The 17,890-nt window shown below is 74.7% G+C and carries 14 protein-coding genes; 5 read left to right on the top strand and 9 right to left on the bottom strand.

Annotated features, from left to right (window positions below):
- Positions 1-288: 288 nt before the first annotated feature.
- The 3 genes from ACH4B3_RS15950 to ACH4B3_RS15940 form a co-directional block, all read right to left on the bottom strand.
- Positions 289-2,007, bottom strand: coding sequence for an acyl-CoA dehydrogenase family protein (locus tag ACH4B3_RS15950; RefSeq protein ID WP_398463428.1), 1,719 nt, complete (start codon positions 2,005-2,007; stop codon positions 289-291).
- A 101-nt stretch (positions 2,008-2,108) separates the two neighbouring features.
- On the bottom strand, positions 2,109-2,663 hold the full coding sequence (locus tag ACH4B3_RS15945) for a PadR family transcriptional regulator (protein ID WP_398463427.1): 555 nt from the start codon (positions 2,661-2,663) through the stop codon (positions 2,109-2,111).
- A gap of 337 nt (positions 2,664-3,000) precedes the next feature.
- Entirely contained in the window at positions 3,001-3,492 is a 492-nt protein-coding gene (locus tag ACH4B3_RS15940) for a GNAT family N-acetyltransferase (RefSeq protein ID WP_398463426.1), read from the bottom strand.
- Between the two features lie 26 nt (positions 3,493-3,518).
- Between ACH4B3_RS15940 and ACH4B3_RS15935 the strand changes: the two genes are divergently transcribed.
- Entirely contained in the window at positions 3,519-4,040 is a 522-nt protein-coding gene (locus ACH4B3_RS15935) for a CGNR zinc finger domain-containing protein (RefSeq protein WP_398463425.1), read from the top strand.
- Positions 4,041-4,155: 115 nt separating this feature from the next.
- Here the strand turns inward: ACH4B3_RS15935 and ACH4B3_RS15930 are convergent, their stop codons facing one another.
- Complete coding sequence (locus ACH4B3_RS15930) at positions 4,156-5,373, bottom strand: MFS transporter (protein ID WP_398463424.1); 1,218 nt, start codon at positions 5,371-5,373, stop codon at positions 4,156-4,158.
- Positions 5,374-5,705: 332 nt separating this feature from the next.
- Between ACH4B3_RS15930 and ACH4B3_RS15925 the strand changes: the two genes are divergently transcribed.
- Positions 5,706-6,173 (top strand): MarR family transcriptional regulator, encoded by a 468-nt coding sequence (locus ACH4B3_RS15925; RefSeq protein ID WP_398463423.1) that lies wholly within the window; start codon positions 5,706-5,708, stop codon positions 6,171-6,173.
- A gap of 176 nt (positions 6,174-6,349) precedes the next feature.
- Here the strand turns inward: ACH4B3_RS15925 and ACH4B3_RS15920 are convergent, their stop codons facing one another.
- Entirely contained in the window at positions 6,350-8,455 is a 2,106-nt protein-coding gene (locus ACH4B3_RS15920; protein WP_398463422.1) for a transporter substrate-binding domain-containing protein, read from the bottom strand.
- A gap of 90 nt (positions 8,456-8,545) precedes the next feature.
- Positions 8,546-9,661 carry a serine hydrolase domain-containing protein gene (locus ACH4B3_RS15915; protein WP_398463545.1) on the bottom strand — a complete coding sequence of 372 codons (1,116 nt, stop codon included), beginning with the start codon at positions 9,659-9,661 and terminating at the stop codon, positions 8,546-8,548.
- 442 nt (positions 9,662-10,103) lie between these two features.
- Between ACH4B3_RS15915 and ACH4B3_RS15910 the strand changes: the two genes are divergently transcribed.
- A complete protein-coding gene (locus tag ACH4B3_RS15910; protein WP_398463421.1) occupies positions 10,104-11,696 on the top strand; it encodes an amidase family protein in 1,593 nt (530 codons plus the stop codon).
- Between the two features lie 334 nt (positions 11,697-12,030).
- Here the strand turns inward: ACH4B3_RS15910 and ACH4B3_RS15905 are convergent, their stop codons facing one another.
- Complete coding sequence (locus tag ACH4B3_RS15905) at positions 12,031-12,207, bottom strand: hypothetical protein (protein WP_398463420.1); 177 nt, start codon at positions 12,205-12,207, stop codon at positions 12,031-12,033.
- A 240-nt stretch (positions 12,208-12,447) separates the two neighbouring features.
- Between ACH4B3_RS15905 and ACH4B3_RS15900 the strand changes: the two genes are divergently transcribed.
- Positions 12,448-13,581, top strand: coding sequence for a hypothetical protein (locus tag ACH4B3_RS15900; RefSeq protein WP_398463419.1), 1,134 nt, complete (start codon positions 12,448-12,450; stop codon positions 13,579-13,581).
- Positions 13,582-13,767: 186 nt separating this feature from the next.
- Positions 13,768-14,571, top strand: coding sequence for a M23 family metallopeptidase (locus tag ACH4B3_RS15895; protein ID WP_398463418.1), 804 nt, complete (start codon positions 13,768-13,770; stop codon positions 14,569-14,571).
- A gap of 118 nt (positions 14,572-14,689) precedes the next feature.
- Here the strand turns inward: ACH4B3_RS15895 and ACH4B3_RS15890 are convergent, their stop codons facing one another.
- Together ACH4B3_RS15890 and ACH4B3_RS15885 are read right to left on the bottom strand one after the other, a co-directional pair.
- Positions 14,690-16,489 (bottom strand): SpoIIE family protein phosphatase, encoded by a 1,800-nt coding sequence (locus tag ACH4B3_RS15890; RefSeq protein ID WP_398463417.1) that lies wholly within the window; start codon positions 16,487-16,489, stop codon positions 14,690-14,692.
- Between the two features lie 115 nt (positions 16,490-16,604).
- Positions 16,605-17,543, bottom strand: coding sequence for a DUF5996 family protein (locus ACH4B3_RS15885; protein WP_398463416.1), 939 nt, complete (start codon positions 17,541-17,543; stop codon positions 16,605-16,607).
- Between the last annotated feature and the right edge of the window lie 347 nt (positions 17,544-17,890).

The following is a 17,890-nucleotide window of genomic DNA, read 5'->3' as shown; positions in this document are numbered from 1 at the left end:
GGCGCTTCGACCAGCGCATGGGGACCTCGCAGAACGGGTGGGGCCGGCAGGGCACACGCCGGAGGCCGCCGGACGCCGCGGGGGCACGGGCCGGCACGCCTCCCGGCACGGCACAGTACCCCCGAAGGGGCGCAAAACCGGCCTATTGACGCACCGCGTCGGGGTGTTCCCCTCTCCCGCCCGGCCACCGGGAGGGCCGGCCCCGACCGCCGGGTTCCTCCCGTACCGGGCCGCCGGCCGGCCGCGGGAGGAGGGGCCGGAACCGCCGCGGCCCGGCCCCTCGCCGGCTTACGGCGCCATCTCGTAGGCGCCGGAGAGCGCCTCGACCCGCTCCCACACGCGCGCCGAGCGCGCCTCGTCCACGACCGGTCGCCGGACCGCGCCCAGCGCCCAGCGCTGCTGGTCCGGGGAGGCGGAGTCCTTGCCGTGCAGTTCGACGGCGTTCGCGGAGAAGTCGCGCACCAGGACGGCGAAGAGCTCGTCGAGGACGTCCTCGTCCAGGCCGGTCAGGCGCGCCTGCTCCAGGATCAGCTGGCCGTGCACGACGAGCGCGAACAGCTGGCCGACGGCGAGCAGCAGGTCAAGGTCGCGGCTCTGCTTCTCGTCGGGGGCCGCGGTGGCGACGAACTCGCAGAGCGCGTCCGCCTGCTCGCGGAAGCGGGCGACGTTGGGCAGCTCGGCGTAGGCGTCGAAGGCGGTGCGCCAGTCGTGGAAGCGGATGGATCCGAGTCCCCGGGCCGGCCCCTGCCGGAAGAGGAAGTCGTCGTCGGCCGCGTCCAGGCGGGTGGGCACGGGCGCGTACTCGGCCGGGTTCAGCAGGTGGTTGCCCATGAACTTGAGGATCAGTGCGAGGTTCACGTGGACCGTGCCCTCCAGCTTCGGCAGGCCGCGGATCTCGACGGCCGCCTGCGCGAAGTAGTTGTCCTTCTCGAAGCCCTTGGCGGCGATGACGTCCCACATGAGGTCGATGACCTTCTCGCCCTCGGTGGTCACCTTCATCTTCGTCATGGGGTTGAAGAGGAGGTAACGGCGGTCGTCGGGGCCGGCGGAACGGAAGTAGTCCACGGCACGGTCGCTGAACAGCTTCATTCCGACGAGCCGGACGTACGCGTCGGTCAGCTCCCGGCGCACATGCGGGAAGGCGGTGACCGGGCGGCCGTACAGGATGCGGTTGTGCGCGTGGGTGACGGCCTCGTACATCGCGTGCTCGCAGATGCCGATCGAGGCGGTGCAGAGGTTGAACTTGCCGACGTTGACGGTGTTGAGGGCGGCGTCGAAGGCGGCGCGGCCGGTGTGCAGGACGTCGTCGGGCCCGACCGGATAGTCCTCCAGCCGGAACTCGCTCACGTACTTCGACGAATCGACGACGTTCTTGACCAGGTGGTACGCCTCGTGACGGCTGTCGGCGGCGAAGAACACATAGCCGTCGGGGCCCTCGACGTCGGTGCGGCGGCCGAAGACGGAGACCAGGCCGGCCGCGTTGCCGTTGCCGATGTAGTACTTGGAGCCGCTGGCCCGGAAGCCGCCGTTGCCGTCGGGCTCCAGCAGCATGTCGGTGGAGTAGATGTCGGCGCCGTGCGCCTTCTCCGACAGGCCGAACGCGAACACCTCGCCCTGCTGGAGGAGTTCGGCGGCACGGGCGCGGGCGGCGGCGTTGCCGCTCTGCCAGACCGGGCCGAGGCCGAGGATGGTGACCTGCCAGGCGTACCAGTAGTCGAGTCCGTAGAAGCCGAAGATCTCGTTGAGGGCGGCGATCCGGGCGGTGTCCCACCGCGTGTCCCGGCCGCCGCCGGCGGAGGCGGGGGTGAGGAAGGTCGCGAACAGCCCTTCCTTGGCGGAGAACGCCAGGAAGTCCGCCAGCCAGGCGCGCGAGCGGTAGTCCTCGATCAGCCGGCGCTTGCCGCGCTCCTCGAACCAGTCGACGGTGGCCCGCAGCAGCCGGCGGGTCTCGGGGTCGAAGTGCGCCGGGTCGTAGGTGCGCGGGTTGAACAGCAGGGGGTCGGCCATGGGTGTTCGCCTTTCCGGCGGGTGGGTTCGGGTGGGGACGGGTCCGGCCGGCGGACGGGCGCGCCGGGGGCCGGGGTGGTGCGGCGTGGGGCGGGGCCGGGTCAGTGCTCGGCGCGCATCCGGTGGAGGGTAGCGAGCACGTCGTCCAGCCAGGCGAGCATCATCCGCTCGTAGGCGATACCGCCGCGGAGCACGACGTGCTGGAGCTCTCCCCCGGTCGAGGCGCCCGGGGCGTCCGGGCCGGTGAAGTCGCGGTGCTCCCCGGCGAGGTAGTGCGCGAGCCGGTCGGTGTGCGCCCGGTGGTGCCGTTCGACCTCACTGATCAGCGCGGTCGGGTCGTCGAACGCCGCACCGCGGATCTTCACGGCGAGGTCGTGCCGGACGCTCTCGGGTTCGATCGGCTCGTGCAGCCAGCCGGAGAGCGCCTGGTGGCCGAGTCCGGAGACGGAGTACTCCTTCTTGTCCGGCCGGCCCTGCTGCGGCACCTCGCGGGCGTCGACCCAGCCGTCGCTCTCCATGCGCTTGAGCACGCGGTAGATCTGCTGGTGGGTGGCGGTCCAGAAGTACCCGATGGACCGCTCGAAGCGCCGGGCCAGCTCATACCCGGAGCCCGGCTTCTCCAGCAGGGAGACGAGGATCGCGTGTTCGAGCGCCATGCCGCGATTCTGCTATGCAACTCGTTGCATAGGCAAGAGGCTCCCGGTCCGCCCGCCGGTGGGACACGCCACACCGGCGCCGCCCGGGCGAATGCCCCCATTCCGCCGTAGACCAGGCGCGCGGCGGGCCGGGTATCCACGGGTGGGCGGGCCGGGCCGGCCCGGAGCGGCCCGCCGCACGTCGGCGCCGGCCGGGCGGGCCTTCGCGCCTACCGGGGACGCGGCGACCGGCTCCGGGAACGCGGTAGCCGGCTCCGGGGACATGGGCGAGCGGCTCCGGGGACCACGGTGGGCGGCGCCGGGGGAACGACGGGCGGCTCCGGCGGCGGGCCGCCGCTCACGGACGCCAGTACAGCGCCGGATCGGGGTGTTCGGTGAACCCCAGGGCACGGTAGAGCGGTGCGCCGTCGGCGGAGGCGTACAGGTCCGCCCGGGCCACCTCGCGCTCCCGGAACCACTCCAGCAGGCGCAGCATGATCGCTCGGCTGTGGCCGCGCCGCCGGTGGGCCGGATCGGTCACCATGCCGATCACATGCCCGATCCGGCCGTTGCGCAGGTGCGGTCCGGGCAGTCGCTGCTCGATGGTGCCGATGCCGCAGGCGGCGAGGCCGTCCGCGGCGTCCACGACGAGGATCCGGACGGCGTCCGCCGTCAGTTGTTCCTTCAGCACCGCGGCGAGCGCGTGTCGCCAGTCGCCGTCCGCCGCGGCGGGGTCGAAGAACTCGCCGCCGAGCGTCTCGAACAGCAGCGTCCGCAGTCGCACCAGCTCCGCGACATCGCGCTCCGCCGCTCGCCGTACGGGTGTGGGGTGTCCGGTGGTGTCCTTCACCGGACCCACGATGCTGTAATGGCCTTATGCATCTCAACCCTTACGGGGAGGACGTCGTGAACCTCGCCGCGGACCTGGCCAACCGGCGCCCGGCCAGCGCCGAGGAGCTCGCCGACCGCTGCCGCGCCGCCGGGTTGGCGCTGGAGCGCCCGGTCACCCCCCAGGACCTGGACCGCACGCGGGCCGCACTGGACGCCTGGGAGCAGGTCGTCGACGCCGACGACGAACGGGACCGCGCGCGGCTGGTCAACCGGATGCTGGCGGCGTCCGCCGGTCATCCGCGGCTGACCGACCACGGCGGGGACGGCTGGCACCTGCACTACCGCGAGGACGGCCGGCCGTTCGGCTCGGTGCTGGCCACGCTCATCTCCGTGGGCACCGCCCTGCACCTGGTCGGGCGGGGCATGCACCGGCTCCGGCGGTGCGCCGTGGCCGAGTGCGCCACGATCTTCGCCGACACCTCGCGCACCGGGCGGCAGCGCTACTGCTCCCCGCGGTGCGCCAACCGCGACGCGGTGCGCCGGCACCGCGCGCGCACCGCACCGTGAGCCCGCCGGCGCCACGGCGGGGTCGTCACGGCCGGGCGGGACGCGGTCGGGCGGGGCGCGGTCGGGCGGGGCGCGGTCGGGCGGGGTACGGCGCGGCGTCGCGGGGGCGCGGCGGTCAGGCGGTGTCCGGCCCGTCCGGCCCCTCCGGTCGGCGGCCCCGGAGCACCAGGAGCGTGAGAATCCCGGTGGCGCCGCCGAGCAGCATGACGGTGGACGGCGAGGTCCGGTCCAGCACCGCTCCCCCCAGCAGCGCGCCGATCGAGATCGTCGCCTGGAAGGAGGCGGTGAACAGGACCGACGCCGCCTCCGGCGCGTCGGGTGCCGCCTTGGCGAACCAGGTCTGCGAGGCGACCGGCACGGCGCCGTAGCCGACGCCCCACAGCACCAGCAGGGCCGCCGCGCCGACGTCCCAGCGGCCCAGCAGCGGGAGGGCCAGGGTCGCCCCGGCGATCAGGCCGACGGCGCACCCGAGGACGGCGCGCGGGTGCTCCGCCGCCCGGGACCCGCCCAGGAAGTTGCCCGCGATGCCGGCCGCGCCGTAGAGCAGCAGGAGGGTGGTGATCAGGCCGTCGCCGGCGTGGGTGACCCGCTCCAGGAAGGGGGTCACATAGGTGTAGGTGCCGAAGTGCGCCAGCACGGCGAGGAACGTCAGCAGCAGCGCGGAGTGGATGCCGACGCGCCGGACCGTGCCGCCGAGCACCCGCAGCCGGGTGGTGTGCACCGGGGGCAGCGGCGGCACCAGCACAAGCAGCATGAGCAGCACCGCGACCGAGAGGGCGCCCAGGAGCAGGAAGGCGGTACGCCATCCGGCGAGGTCTCCGACCAGGGTGCCGGCCGGTACGCCCAGGACGGATCCCAGCGGTACGGCGGAGAACACGACGGCGGTCGCCCGGGCCGCGGACGCCGGCGGGACCAGCCGTACGGCCAGCCCGGCCGCGATCGACCAGAACCCGCCGATCGTGATCCCCACCATGACCCGGGAGATCAGCACGAGCCGGTAGTCGGAGGCCGTGGCGGCGAGGAAGTTCGCCGCGGCCAGCAGCGCCATGAAGCCGCACAGCAGCCGCCGGCGGTCGATCCGGGCCGTGGCCGCGGTCACGAGCGGCGCCGAGACCGCCGCCAGCAGGCCGGGCATGGCCATCATCAGCCCGGCCATTCCGTCCGAGACGGTGAATCCGGACCCGATCGACGTCAGCAGACCGATCGGCAGGATCTCGGTGGTGACGATGGTGAAGATGCCCAGCATCACCGAGACCACGGCGAGCCACTCCGACAGCGGGGAGCGCGGGGGCGCGGCGGCGCCGTCGGCCGAGGCGGTGGAAGTGGCAGCCATGGTTTCCGTCCTGTGCGGGCAGCGGGTTTCCCGGGCAGTCCAGCAGGCCCCGTACCGGGGTGGCTGGCGGATCCGCGACGGCACCCTGCTCCCGGCAGGATGGCGTCGGATTCCCGCCGGTACCGGACGGTGGACGGCTCCGCATGCCGGGCCGGCGGGCACCGGCCCCGGGCGGTGCCCGCCGGCCCGGCGTGCGGGGGCGCGGCACGGGTCCGGCGGATCAACGGCGCGGCCCGGGGCGGACGTCGAGACGCCCCATGACCGCCTTGACTTCAACTTCACTTGAAGTTTTACCGTCCTGATGTCAGCGATCACCGCAGGAGGGCACGGACATGACGGACCAGCAGTTCACCGACGACGAGCTCGCCACGCAGCCGGCCGCGTACTGGACCGGCGTCGCCTACGAGGCTCTCATCGCGTTCACCCGGGCCCGGCAGGCCGAACTCGGCTTCACCCAGCCCCAGTACTGGCTGCTGCGGAACCTCTCCCCGCACGACCTCTCCCCCGACGGCTCCGGCATGACCGTCCCCGAACTCCGGCAGGCGATGAGCGGCTACCTGAGAGCCGAGGACGACCTGGAGCGCGAGGCCGCGGTCCTGCTGGAGCGCGGCCGGCTCACCCGCGACGACGACGGCCGGCTGTGGATCACCGAGGCCGGGGAAGCGGCCCGGGCCGGTCTCAAGGAGCACACCCCGGCCATCCGCGACCGCATCCACCAGGGCATCGACGACGCGGACTACGTCACCACGCTGAAGGTGCTCCGGCAGATGATCCGGAACACCGGTGGCACCCCGGCCTGACCGCCGGCTCCCGGCGGCCGGGCCGGGCGAGGGGCCGGGCGGGCAAGCGGCGGGGCGGGGCCGGGACGGGCGACGAGGCGGACGGAGGGCGCGAGGCCGCGCCGGGCCCGCCACCGCGGGCGCCCCCGGCCCACCGGCGGAGTTCCCGCCGGGCGGCCCGGGGCCCGATCCCCGGGCTAACGGCCGCCGTTGAGCACCACCCGCCGCACCCCGCCGTCCTCGACGTGCCACTTCCGCAGGATTCTCGTGTACTCGCCGCTGGACAGGAGACCGGCGAGGGCTTCCCGCACGGCGTCCCGCAGGACCGTGCCGTTCCTGGCGACGGCTATGCCGAACGGCTCGGGGTCGATCTGGCCGCCGCTGAGCTCCAGGGCGTCGCCGCCCGAGTGGGTCGCCGCGGTGTGCGCCGCGACCGGGAAGTCGTGCAGGCAGGCCGCGGACCGGCCCCGGACGACGTCCTCGTGGACCTCGGCCGGGGTGCTGAGCTCCCGGAGCGTCCACTTCGCCCGGCTCTTCCCCGCCAACTCGTCCAGGTAGAAGGCGGCCACCGTGCCGCGCTGGACGGCGACCGTCCGGCCGGCCAGGTCCCCGGTGCCCCCGATGCCCTCGGGGTTGCCCTTGCGGACCACCAGGGCGAGTCCGGCGCGGAAGTAGTCGATCATGTCGACGCCGCTGCCGGTCTTCCTGCCGTCCGCCTTCCCTTCCTGACGGTCCCTGGTGTCGGTCATCGCCGACATGACCAGGTCGTAACGGCCGGCGTCCAGGCCGGCCAGCAGGGAGTCGAAGACGGCGTTCTCGAACCGGAAGGGCACGCCCAGCCGACGGCCGAGCGCGTGCCCGAGGTCGACGTCGACACCGACGGCCTCACCCCCCTCGGTGAACTCCATCGGCGGGTAGGTGAGGTCCGAACCGACGATGACGACGCCCCTGTCGCGTATCTCCCGCGGCAGCCGGTCGGACGGTGCCCCGGCGGGCGACGGGCCGCCACCGGACCGCGGGCCGCCGGACGGCTGCCGGGAACCGCTCGGTGTGTTCCCCTTGCCGGTGCCGGTGCCCGCGCGGGCACCGCCGTCGGCACCGCCGTCCGGCCACAGCGCCCAGCCGAGCGCCCCGCCGCCGGCGGCGACTCCCAGGCCGGACAGCGCGGCGAGCACCCGGCGCCGGCCCGGCCCCGGGGCCGCGGGCGGGTGCGGCGGCGGGACCGGGGAGACGCCGGACGGCCCCGGCGGCGGACCGGTGGTGTACCGCTCCTGGGGCGGTGCGCCGGGACCGGGGCCATGGGCTCCCGGCGGCGGGGTGGCGGGCAGCGTGGGCGGCACCGGGCCCGGCACGGTGCGGTCCGGCAGCCGGTCGGCGGCGGGCGACCCGGCCGGCGGCGTCGGCACGGAGCCCTCCGGGGACCTGGGGTCGCCGAGCCGCGCGGACAGCCGGTGCAGCTGTCCGGCGACGGCCTCCGGAAGCCAGTCGCCGTACGGCCCCGGAGCGCCGATCCGGGCCGTCAGGGCGGGCAGTCCGGGCCGGTGCCCCGGCTCCTTCGCCAGACAGGCCGCCGCCAGGTCGGCCAGGTCGGCCGGGAGTCCGTCGAGCCGGGGCCGCTCGTGCACCGTGCGGTACATCAGCACCTGCGGTTCGGCGGTGCCGAACGGACCGCTGCCCGTCGCGGCGAACACGAGCACCCCGCCCAGTGCGAACACGTCCGCCGCGCCGGTGGTCTCGGCTCCCTGCATGACGAGTTGCTCCGGGGCCATGAAGCCCGGGGTGCCGAGGGCGGTACCGGTCATCGTCAGGGCGGTGTCCGCGGCCGAGCGCGCGATTCCGAAGTCGATCACGCGCGGGCCGCCGGCGGTGAGCAGGATGTTCGACGGCTTGAGGTCCCGGTGCACCAGGCCGTGTGCGTGCACCGCGGCCAGCGCGTGCAGCAGACCGGCGGTCAGCAGCCGCACCGCGTCCTCGGGCAGCGGCCCGTGCTCCTGCACGGCGGCGGTGAGCGAGACGCCCGGCACGTATTCGGTGGCCATCCAGGGCACGTCGTCGTGCGGCGCCGAGTCGACCACCGGTGCCACGAACGGCCCGCCCACCCGCTGGGCGGCGGCCACCTCGCGGGCGAACCGGGTCCGGAAGCCCTGGTCGTCGGCGAGTTCGGAGCGCGCGGTCTTCACCGCCACCGTCCGCCCGTCGGCCCCGCGGCCGAGGTAGACCCGTCCCATGCCGCCGCCCCCGAGCAGCCCGATGACCCGGAACGGGCCGATCTGCCGCGGGTCGTCCTTCGCCAGCGGTCGCACCGATTCCCCCGTCCGAGCCGACACTTGTGCACGGCAGTATCCCTCACCTGCTCGTACCGGGGCGGTGGGGGCGGCGGGTCCCGCCCGGGGTCACCGGCCGCAGAACTCGGCCTCGACCACGCGGTCGAGGGAGCCGCTCCAGTCGCCGTTGAAGTTGAACGACAGGGCGTGCTCGCCGTCCGGGGTCGCCAGGGAGTCGGAGACGGAGCCCTGGATGCCCCCGTTGTGGCCCCACAGCGGGCCGCAGGACGACTCGTACTTCATCAGCCCCAGGCCGTAGGAGAAGCGCGTACCGCCGACCGGCACGGTGGTGGTCATCTCGGCCAGCTCGCGCGGCCGGAGGATCTCCCCGGAGAGCAGGGCGGTGTAGAACCGGTTGAGGTCCCCGGTGGTGGAGACCATCTCCCCCGCCGCGCCCGCCAGTGACGGGTTGAGTGCGGTCACGTCGTACGTCACGCTCCCCGGCTCGGCGGGCCCGCCGAGCGTGCCGGTCAGCTTCGAGTAGCCGCGGCCGCTGGGCCGCGGCAGCCGGGACCCGGTGCCCGGCAGGGTGGTGGCGTCCAGCCGCAGCGGACGCAGGATGCGGCGCTCGATCTCCTGGGCGTAGGAGTGGCCGGTGGCCCGCTCGATCACCATTCCGGCCAGGACGTAGTTGGTGTCGGAGTAGTGCCAGCCGCCGCCGGGGGCGAAGTAGGGCCGGTGGCTCATGGCCAGCTCGACGATGCGCCGGGGCGTCCAGGTGTCGTAGCGGTGCCGCAGGAAGTCGGTGCCGAACGCGACACGCCGGAAGTCCGGGTCCTCGGTGTAGCTGTGGATGCCGCTGGTGTGGTTGAGGATCTGCCGCAGGGTGATGCGCCGGCCGTCGTGGCCGTTGCCCCGGACCAGCCCGGGCAGCCAGTGGTCCACGGTGTCGTCCAGGCTCAGCCGTCCCTCGGCCCGCAACTGGAGCATCACCGTGGCGACGAAGGTCTTGGTGATCGAGCCGGCCCGGTACCGGTCGCCGGCCCGCCGCGGCTCGCCGGTGCGCAGGTCGGCAGTGCCCGCTCGGCCGGTCCAGGTGGTCCGCCCCGTGCGGGCCTGCGCGATCACCCCCGGCACGCCGCTCTCGACCGCCGCGTCGATGGCCTCCTGGGTGGCCCGGTGGCCGCCCGCCGCCGGCGTCCCGGCTGCCGCCGCCGGGGCGGGCGCCGGGAGGGCGGCCACCAGTACGGCCGTCGTGACCGCCCCGGCGAGCGCGAGGCCGAGACGCCGCGCCCGCCCCCGGGTGGCCCGCCCGCCGGTGGCCGGGCGGTGCGCCGCCGGTGCGCCGGCGGCCGGTTCCGCGGGACGCCTGGGGGCGCGCGTCCGGCGGGAGGTACGGAGCCTGGGGTGTGGGCGCTCGTGCACGGGTGCTCTCCTGTGGGTCGGTTGGGGGCGACGGTCCGGTGCGCCCAGCGTTTCGGACCGGCGCTCGGGGCGCGATCCAGCCGGCCCCCGGGTCGGCGGTGGGGGCAGCCCCCGTACCCCGGCCGCCGCGCCACCCGCGCCGGGCTTGCCGCACGGGCCGCCCGCGACGCCGCGGGCGGCCCGCACACCGCCGCGTGCGCGCGGCTCGGCACCGCCCCGGCACCCTTGCGCCGAGGCGTCGGCATGTAGTGCGCTGACCCTCATGAGGAACAGGAGTGCTGCCGCTCTGACCGCCCTGCTGGTCGCGGGTGCCCTGCTGGCGGGCGCGCCGCAACCGCCCGCGGAGGCCGCCGGACCCGGCGCCGCGCCACCCGGCCCGCACGCGTTGCCGGGGGTCGACCTCGACACGGTGACGATCCCGCAGTTGCAGGCCCGGATGGCCGACGGGTCGCTGACCTCGTCGGCGCTGACCGCCGCCTATCTGCGCCGGATCAGGACCGTCGACCCCGCGATCCACGCGGTGCTGCGCACCGACCCCACGGCCCCGCGCCAGGCCGCCGCCAGCGACGCCAGGCACCGGCGCGGCGCCGCCCTGGGGCCGCTCGACGGCATTCCGGTCCTGATCAAGGACAATGTGAACACCCGTGGAATGCCCACCACGGCCGGTTCGCTGGCGCTGGCCGGCGGCCCGCCGGACACCGACGCCGTCCTGGTGACCCGGCTGCGGGACGCGGGGGCGGTGATCCTCGGCAAGACCAACCTGTCCGAGTGGGCCAACTTCCGCGCCGCGAAACCCACCTCGGGGTGGTCGGCGGTGGGCGGCCAGACCAACAACCCGTACGTGCTGGACCGCAATCCGTGTGGTTCGTCCTCCGGCTCGGGGGCCGCGCTCGCCGCGTCGCTGTCGCAGGTGGCGATCGGCACCGAGACGGACGGCTCGATCGTCTGCCCGGCCGGGATGAACGGGGTGGTCGGTCACAAGCCCAGCCTCGGACTGGTCAGCCAGGCGGGCGTGGTGCCGATCTCGGCCGAGCAGGACACCGCGGGACCCATGGCGCGCAACGTGATCGACGTGGCGCTCACCCTGTCGGTGCTCACCGGCGACGGCACCCGGTCCGCGGACGGCCCGCTCGGCACCCCGGCGCGCCCGGGGAGCCTGCGCGGGAAGCGGATCGGCCTGTGGCGGCTGCCATCGCTCGGCCCGCGGGTGGACGCCCTGATGACCGGTACCGCGGCGCGGCTGCGGGCCGCCGGGGCGGAGGTCGTCGAGGTGACCCCGCCGTACCAGGCGCGACTCGCCGAGCTGGAGTTCCCCGCGCTGCTGGTCGAGTTCCACCGCGACATCGACGCCTACCTGGCGACCCGCGACGGGCCCCGGGACCTCGCCGGGCTGATCGAGTTCAACCGCGCCCACCCGGCGGAACGGACCTGCTTCGCCGGTCAGGAACTGTTCGAGTCGGCCCTGGCGGCGCCTCCCACCACGGACCCGGAGTACCGGGCGATGCGCGCCGAGCTGCGGGACCTGTCCCGGCGTTCCATCGACGAGACCATGGCGGCCCACCGCCTGGACGCCATCGCCGCCCCGGCCAACCCGCCGGCCTGGACCACCGACTGCGCGCGGGGCGACAACGACGTGATCCCGTCCTCCACCCCCGCGGCGGTGGCCGGCTACCCGTCGCTGTCGGTGCCGGCCGGCTTCGTTTCGGAACTGCCGGTGGGTCTGCTGCTGATGGCCGGCCACCGGCAGGACGCAGAGCTGCTGGCGCTGGGGGCGGCGGTGGAGCGCCGGCTGGACGCCTGGCGGGCACCGCGCTATCTGCCGACGCTGGACCCCGGCGCCGCGCGGACCGGCTGACCACCGCCGGTCCGGGGCACGGCGGTTCGCGCCGGTGACCGGGCCGGGACGGCCGCGCGCGGCCGCAGCCGTTCGCCGGGGAGAGAGCGGCGGCCCCGGTCACGGCGGTGAGCCGGTGCCGCGAAGCCCGCGCCGACCGCCACGCGGGGCCGTGAGGCCGGGGCGAACCGCCGGCACGGGACCGTGAGGCCCGGGCCGACCACCCACGCGAGGCTGTGAGGCCCGGGCCGACCGCCGGCACGGGGCCGCCTTCCGCCCGCCCGGCCTGAGGGCCGGGCAGGCGGCGGGCGCCTCGAACGGAGCCCGGGGGGCGTGTCCGGCGGCGGGGGGCGCTCTAGACGAGCTTGGGCAGCCCGAGGTTGTTGATCAGGGGGCCCTCGATGGTGATCCCTTCGGTGATCAGGGATTCGGGCGACGGCAGGATCGGGTTCGGGGCCGCGGTCGCGGCCGAGGTGAACAGGCCGGTCAGTACGAGGCTGCCGAGCAGCACTACGGTCAGACGACGGAGCATGGGCCCGCCTTTCTGCAGGAGTGGGCGACTGCCGGTACAACCCCCCGGAGGGGCGCCGGGATGCGTGGAGTCCCTCCTGCGCGTGACGCCTTCCCACAGACGTTCCGACCGGACCGGACCGGGCCCGGTCGGCGCGGCCGCGCCGGGCGGCGGTCGCCGGTACGCTGGGGACTCCGCCGGCAGGCCGGCCCCGCACCAACTCCGGTCGTGCGACGTGTTCTTGAGCGAAACGGTGCACACGTGTTCCAGCGCAGGAAGACCACCCAGAATCCCGAGATCGCGAAGCAGATGCGCGCCCTGTTCGCGCACACCTCGGCCGCGCAGCGGGCCGATCCGGAGCTCATGGCGAAGGCGTACGGGGCGCACTTCTACAGCACCGGCGCGGCCCGGAAGCTGGCCCGGCAGAAGAACCTCCTGCGGGCGCACTTCCACATCGGGCTGAACACCCCCACCGGTGACCTGTCGACGCTCACCAAACGCAGTGCGCTGGTCGCCGACACCCTCCTCCTCTCGCACGGCGACACCGGGGCCCGGCACTGCGTCATCCCGGAACTGCGCGACCACTCCAGGCAGCACCCGGTCAGCGCGCATCCGGCGCTGGACTCGCTGACCATCTCCACGCGCGACACCACCCAGGCCGTGCACATGAAGTGCCCCGACCTGCCGTCCCTGGGCCGGTGGATCACGGACGCGGAGCCGCTGCTGAGGGCCGGGCTCGCCTGGTACCTGCCCACCTACTGGGTGACCGACGAGACCACGTGGTCCCCCGGCCTGGCCGGGGGACCCGGTGTCCGGCGCAGCGTACGCACCGCCTACGACATGCCCTCGCCGCTGGACTTCCTGGTGCGGCACGGCAGGGTGGTGGGGGAGTTCGACGCCTCGCCCGTCGCGAGCCAGGTGGTACGGCCGGTGCTCCGGATCGACCTGCCGTTCATCGAGGGCGTGACGCTGCGCGACTTCAGTGAGATCACCGTGCAGGAGTTCGCCTCCTACGCGCAGCTTCGCCTCTTCCTGCGCGACGCCTTCCTCAACCTGGACCAGGCGCTCGGCGCGGACCAGGCCGAGCGCGAGATGATCCGCATCGGGCATGCGATCGAGAGCGAGATCCGGGGTGTCCAGGCGCAGATGGCGACGGTCCGGCGCAGGCGGGCGGTGGCGGTCACCGGGGCCACCATCGGCACGGTCGGCGCCACCCTGGTCGGGGTCTACGGTCCGGCGCTGCAGGAGGCCCTGACCATCCTCGGCGTCGCGGGCGCGGGCGGTGTGTGGGGCGTGGTCCAGGGGCTGCTGGACGGCGGCCCCCGCACCCTGCGCGAGAACCGGTGGTACTACGTGTGGTCGCTGGCGAAGCGGAGCGACCGGTACGGCTTCTGACCGCGCCGGCCCCGGTCCCCGGCTTCCGACCGCGCCGGCCCCGGTCCGGCGCGCCGTCCGCACCGGCGCGGCCGGTCCGGTGGCCCGAAGGTGCCGAGTCTGGCATGCGCGCGCCAAATCAGTCGGATTTCCGCCTACCATCACTGTCTCTGCGTACCAGCAGACCCGTTCTTCCCAGGAGGTGTGATGCGTCAACTGCGTGTCGTGCTGGTGGGCTTGGCCGCGATCGTGGCCGGCCTGCTGTTCGCGCCACCGGCTCAGGCGGCGCCCAATTTCAAGGCGCCGTATCCCTGCGGACAGACCTGGACCTACAGCCACCACTCGGCCGAGGTCCGGCTCGCGCTGGACTTCGTCCGCTCCGACGGCGGCGGGACGGCCGGGACGCCGGTCCTCGCCTCCGCCTCCGGCACCGCGTACCGCTACCACGAGGCGGGGGGCGCGGGGAACTACGTCGTCATCGACCACGGCGGCGGCTGGAAGACGTACTACTTCCACCTCTCGTCGTTCGCGATCAGCCACGGGCAGAGCGTGTCCCAGGGCCAGCAGATCGGCGCCACCGGCTCCACCGGCAACAGTTCGGGGGCGCACATCCACTACGAGCAGCTCTACAACGGCGCGGGCCAGACCATCCGCATCAACGGCCAGTCGCTGGCACCGTATCCGGGCTCGTACCACCAGAAGCACCTGACCAGCGACAACGGCTGCGCCGGGCAGGGCAGGTACTGGGTGGACACCTTCGCCAACGCCCCCGGGCACGCCTCACCGACCAGCACCGTCCAGACCGGCACGCTGTACGCGGGGACGAACTACGTGTTCTGCAAGGCGTGGGGCCGCGAGATCCGTGACGGCCAGGGCAACTACAACCACTGGTGGCTGAAGACCGACCTCGACGTGGGTCCGGCCGGCCAGTGGGTCTCGGCGTACTACCTCTCCCGCTGGGGCAACGACGAGGCCAGGGACAACAGCGGAGCGGTGATTCCCGACTGCTGACCCGGCCCGGACCGCCGTGACGGCCGCATCGATTCCGGTGGCCGCTCCCGGGAGACGCCGGCGGACGGGCGCCGGGTGCGTGACACGCGGGGCGGCCCCGGCCGGGCCGCCCCGCCGCTCACTCTTCCGGGCCGGGAGCGGCCGCCGCGGCCGGATCGCCGTCCGGCGCCGGCAGGTCGTGTTCCGCCCAGACGACCTTCCCGGCCGGGGTCCGGCACGACCCCCAGCGGCGGCTGAGCAGGTTGATCAGCTGCAGGCCCCGGCCGCCTTCGGCGTCGAGGGTGGCGTGCTGGATCTGCGGCAGGTCGGGGCCGGTGTCGGAGACCTCGATGGTCAGCCGGTCGTGCCGCACCACACGCAGTTGCCGCGGCCCGTCGCCGTGGCGCAGCGCGTTGCCGACGAGTTCACTGACCACCAGCTCACCGGTGTCGGCCAGCTCCTGCAACTGCCAGCTGCCGAGCTGTTCGCGGAGCAGGGTGCGCGCCAGACCGGCGGCCGTCCCCTCCGCGGGCAGGTCCCAGACCCGGGCCGCGAACCGCTGCGGCGCGGTGGGGCGGCGGGCGCAGACCACCACGGCCTCGTCGAACCGCTCGGCGCCGCGGATGTCCGTGTCGGCCAGGGTGTCCGCGTCCAGCGGTGCCAGCGCGGCGGCCGCGGCGAGCAGCCGGGCGCGCTGGGTGTCGATGTCCCGGGCGCGGGCCTTGAGCAGGCCGTCGGTGTAGAGCACCAGGGTGCTGCCCTCGGGCGCGGACAGGCGCACCGCGTCGTAGGGGATGGCGCCGGCGCCCAGCGGGGCGCCGCGGGGGACCTCGGGGAAGGCCGTGGTCCCGTCGGCGTGGGCCAGCAGCGGGGTGAGGTTCCCCGCCGTGGCGACGGTGTAGCCGGCGTCCGCCGGGTCGTACACGCAGATCAGGCAGGTGGCGACCTGGTCCTCCTCCAGGTCGCGCGCCGCCACGTCCATCCGGGCGAGCACGCGTTCGGGCGCGATGTCCTGCGTCATCAGGGTGCGGGCGACCGTCCGCAGCCGGCCCATGGTGGCGGCGGCGGCCAGTCCGTGGGCCATCACGTCCCCGACGACCAGCGCGGTCCGCCCGCCGGGGAGGGCGATCACGTCGAACCAGTCCCCGCCGACCCCGGAGGCGTCCCTGGGCGCCCGGTAGCTGGTGGTGACCGTGAGCCCGGGGGTCGCCGGGGTCGAGCGGGGCAGCAGCGCCCGCTGCAGGTTGAGCAGGGCCTCTCGCTTCTGCCCGTACAGGCGGGCGTTGTCGATGAAGAGCGCGGCCTCCGCGGCGAACCGCATCGCGAGGGACAGATCGGTACGGGTGAAGCCGGGGCGGCGGCCGGCCCGCAGGAAGTCCACCACCCCCAGCAGGACGCCCCGGGCGATCAGCGGCACGATGATGAGGCTGTGCACCTTCGCGTCGGCCAGTGCGCGCGCCGCGCTGGGCGTGGTGGTCATCCACCCCAGCTCGGTGCCGGACATCCGCTCCAGCAGGATCGGCTGCCCGGTGGTGAGGCACCGGCTGCTCAGCCGGGTGGCCGGGGCCCCGGCGATCTCGCCGACCGGGTCGGGTTCGAGCATTTCCAGGGCCGCCACGAAGGCGACCGCCATGGCGCGCCGTTCCGGCGGGCCGGGCCCCCGCCACAGGTCGGACTCCTCGCCCCGGAGGACCGATTCCAGCAGGTCCACCGAGCAGGCGTCGGCGAACGAGGGGACGGCGTAGTCGGCGAGTTCCTGGGCCGTGGTGCCGAGGTCCAGCGTCGTGCCCACCCGGGCGCTCGCCCCCATCAGCCAGGCCAGCCGCCGGTGCATCCCCGCGCGGTCGGCGAGGAAGGTACGGGCCCGTGACCAGCCGACACTCGCCGGGTGCCGCCCCGGCCCGGTGTGTCTCGCCTCGTCGCGCCGCCCGCTGCCCATACTTCCGCGCCCCGTTCCGTGTGACACCGGCCGCCGAGCCAGGCCCGTACGGCACCCGTCCCGCACCACCCTAGGCTCCCGGCCCCGAAGAGGCTCGCCGTGGCCAGCGGACGCGCTACCGTCGCCGGGCCCAGCGGCCTGGATCGTCCTCCAGCATGCCCCGGTCCCAGCCGCCGCGTTCCGCCGCCGCCTCGTAGGTGGAGTGCAGGAACTCCAGCAGCGCCCGGTCGGGGTCCCCGGCGGTGCGGACCGCTTCGTAGGGCAGCAGGTACTGGCCGTTCTCCCGGGCGTAGCGGGCCTGGCCGGCCGGGCGGACCCGCTGGTCGGCGTAGCCGTCCGGTTCCGGGTAGGCGTACGAGTAGAAGGCGCCCTCCGCGCCGCCGCCGGGCCAGAAGCCGCAGCTGCTCAGCTCTCGGGAGTAGCCCTCGACCATCACCCAGTCGCCGCAGTTGGGCGCGCCGCCGGGGTGCGGAGGGGCGGAGCGGCCGGAGAAGCGGGTACAGGCGAGGTCCATGGCACCCCAGAAGAAGTGGACCGGGCTCACCTTGCCGACGAAGTGCGAGCGGAACTCGCCCAGCACGCGGTCGGCCTGCAGCAGCTGGCGCCAGAACAGGTGCGCCGCCGTCGGGTCGTAGGAGCGGTGCTGGTGGTCCTCGGCGAAGGGGATCGCCGTCTCGACCTCGTTCGGGCGGGGCTGGATCGGCGCCTCGATGCCCAGCTCGTCCAGGGCGCGGATGGTCTCGTCGTAGAACCGGGCCACCGGTTTGGGTTCCAGCCGGACCCGGCGGCCCGCTCCTTCGCTGCTACGGATGGAGAGCTGGTGGTCGATGAAGTCGAACTCGATGTCGAACGCGCCGGTGCCGTAGGGGATGGCGGAGGTGGTCAGTCCGCGCGGGCTGACGTACAGCGTGACCTGCCACCAGTGGTTGAGCAGCGGGGCGTGCGCGAGGCGGACCTTGCCGACGATCTGCGTCCACATGTGCAGGGTGTCCCGGGTCGGGGTCCAGTCCTCGACCAGGAGCCGCGGCCATGCCTCGCGGGGCGCGCCCTTCACCGCGAGGCCCCCGCGGCCGGCGGCACCGGGGTTCGTGGGGACACGGCCGCCGCCGCGCCGGGCCGCGCCCGGCCCGCCGCCCGGCCGGGGCGCCGGCGGCGTCCCGGTCCCGGCGGACGCACCCCTGACGACGCCGTCCGGGGGCGCCGACCGCCGGTCCCGGTCCTACCCGTCACGCTCATGCCCGCTCCTGCCCTGGTCGCCGCCGTTCCCCCCGCCGCCACAGCCCCGCCCAGCATGCCCTCCCGGGCGGGCTTCCCCAAGGACGCCGGGCCAGGGCACCGGGCCTGTCACCCGTCGTGCGGTGCGGTTGTGCGAGGAGCCGCCGCCGGTGCGGGTACCCGGGT

It is taken from the genome of Streptomyces sp. NPDC018031, assembly GCF_044327625.1.
Taxonomy (GTDB): Bacteria; Actinomycetota; Actinomycetes; order Streptomycetales; family Streptomycetaceae; genus Streptomyces.
This window is presented reverse-complemented; position numbering and strand designations above follow the sequence as displayed.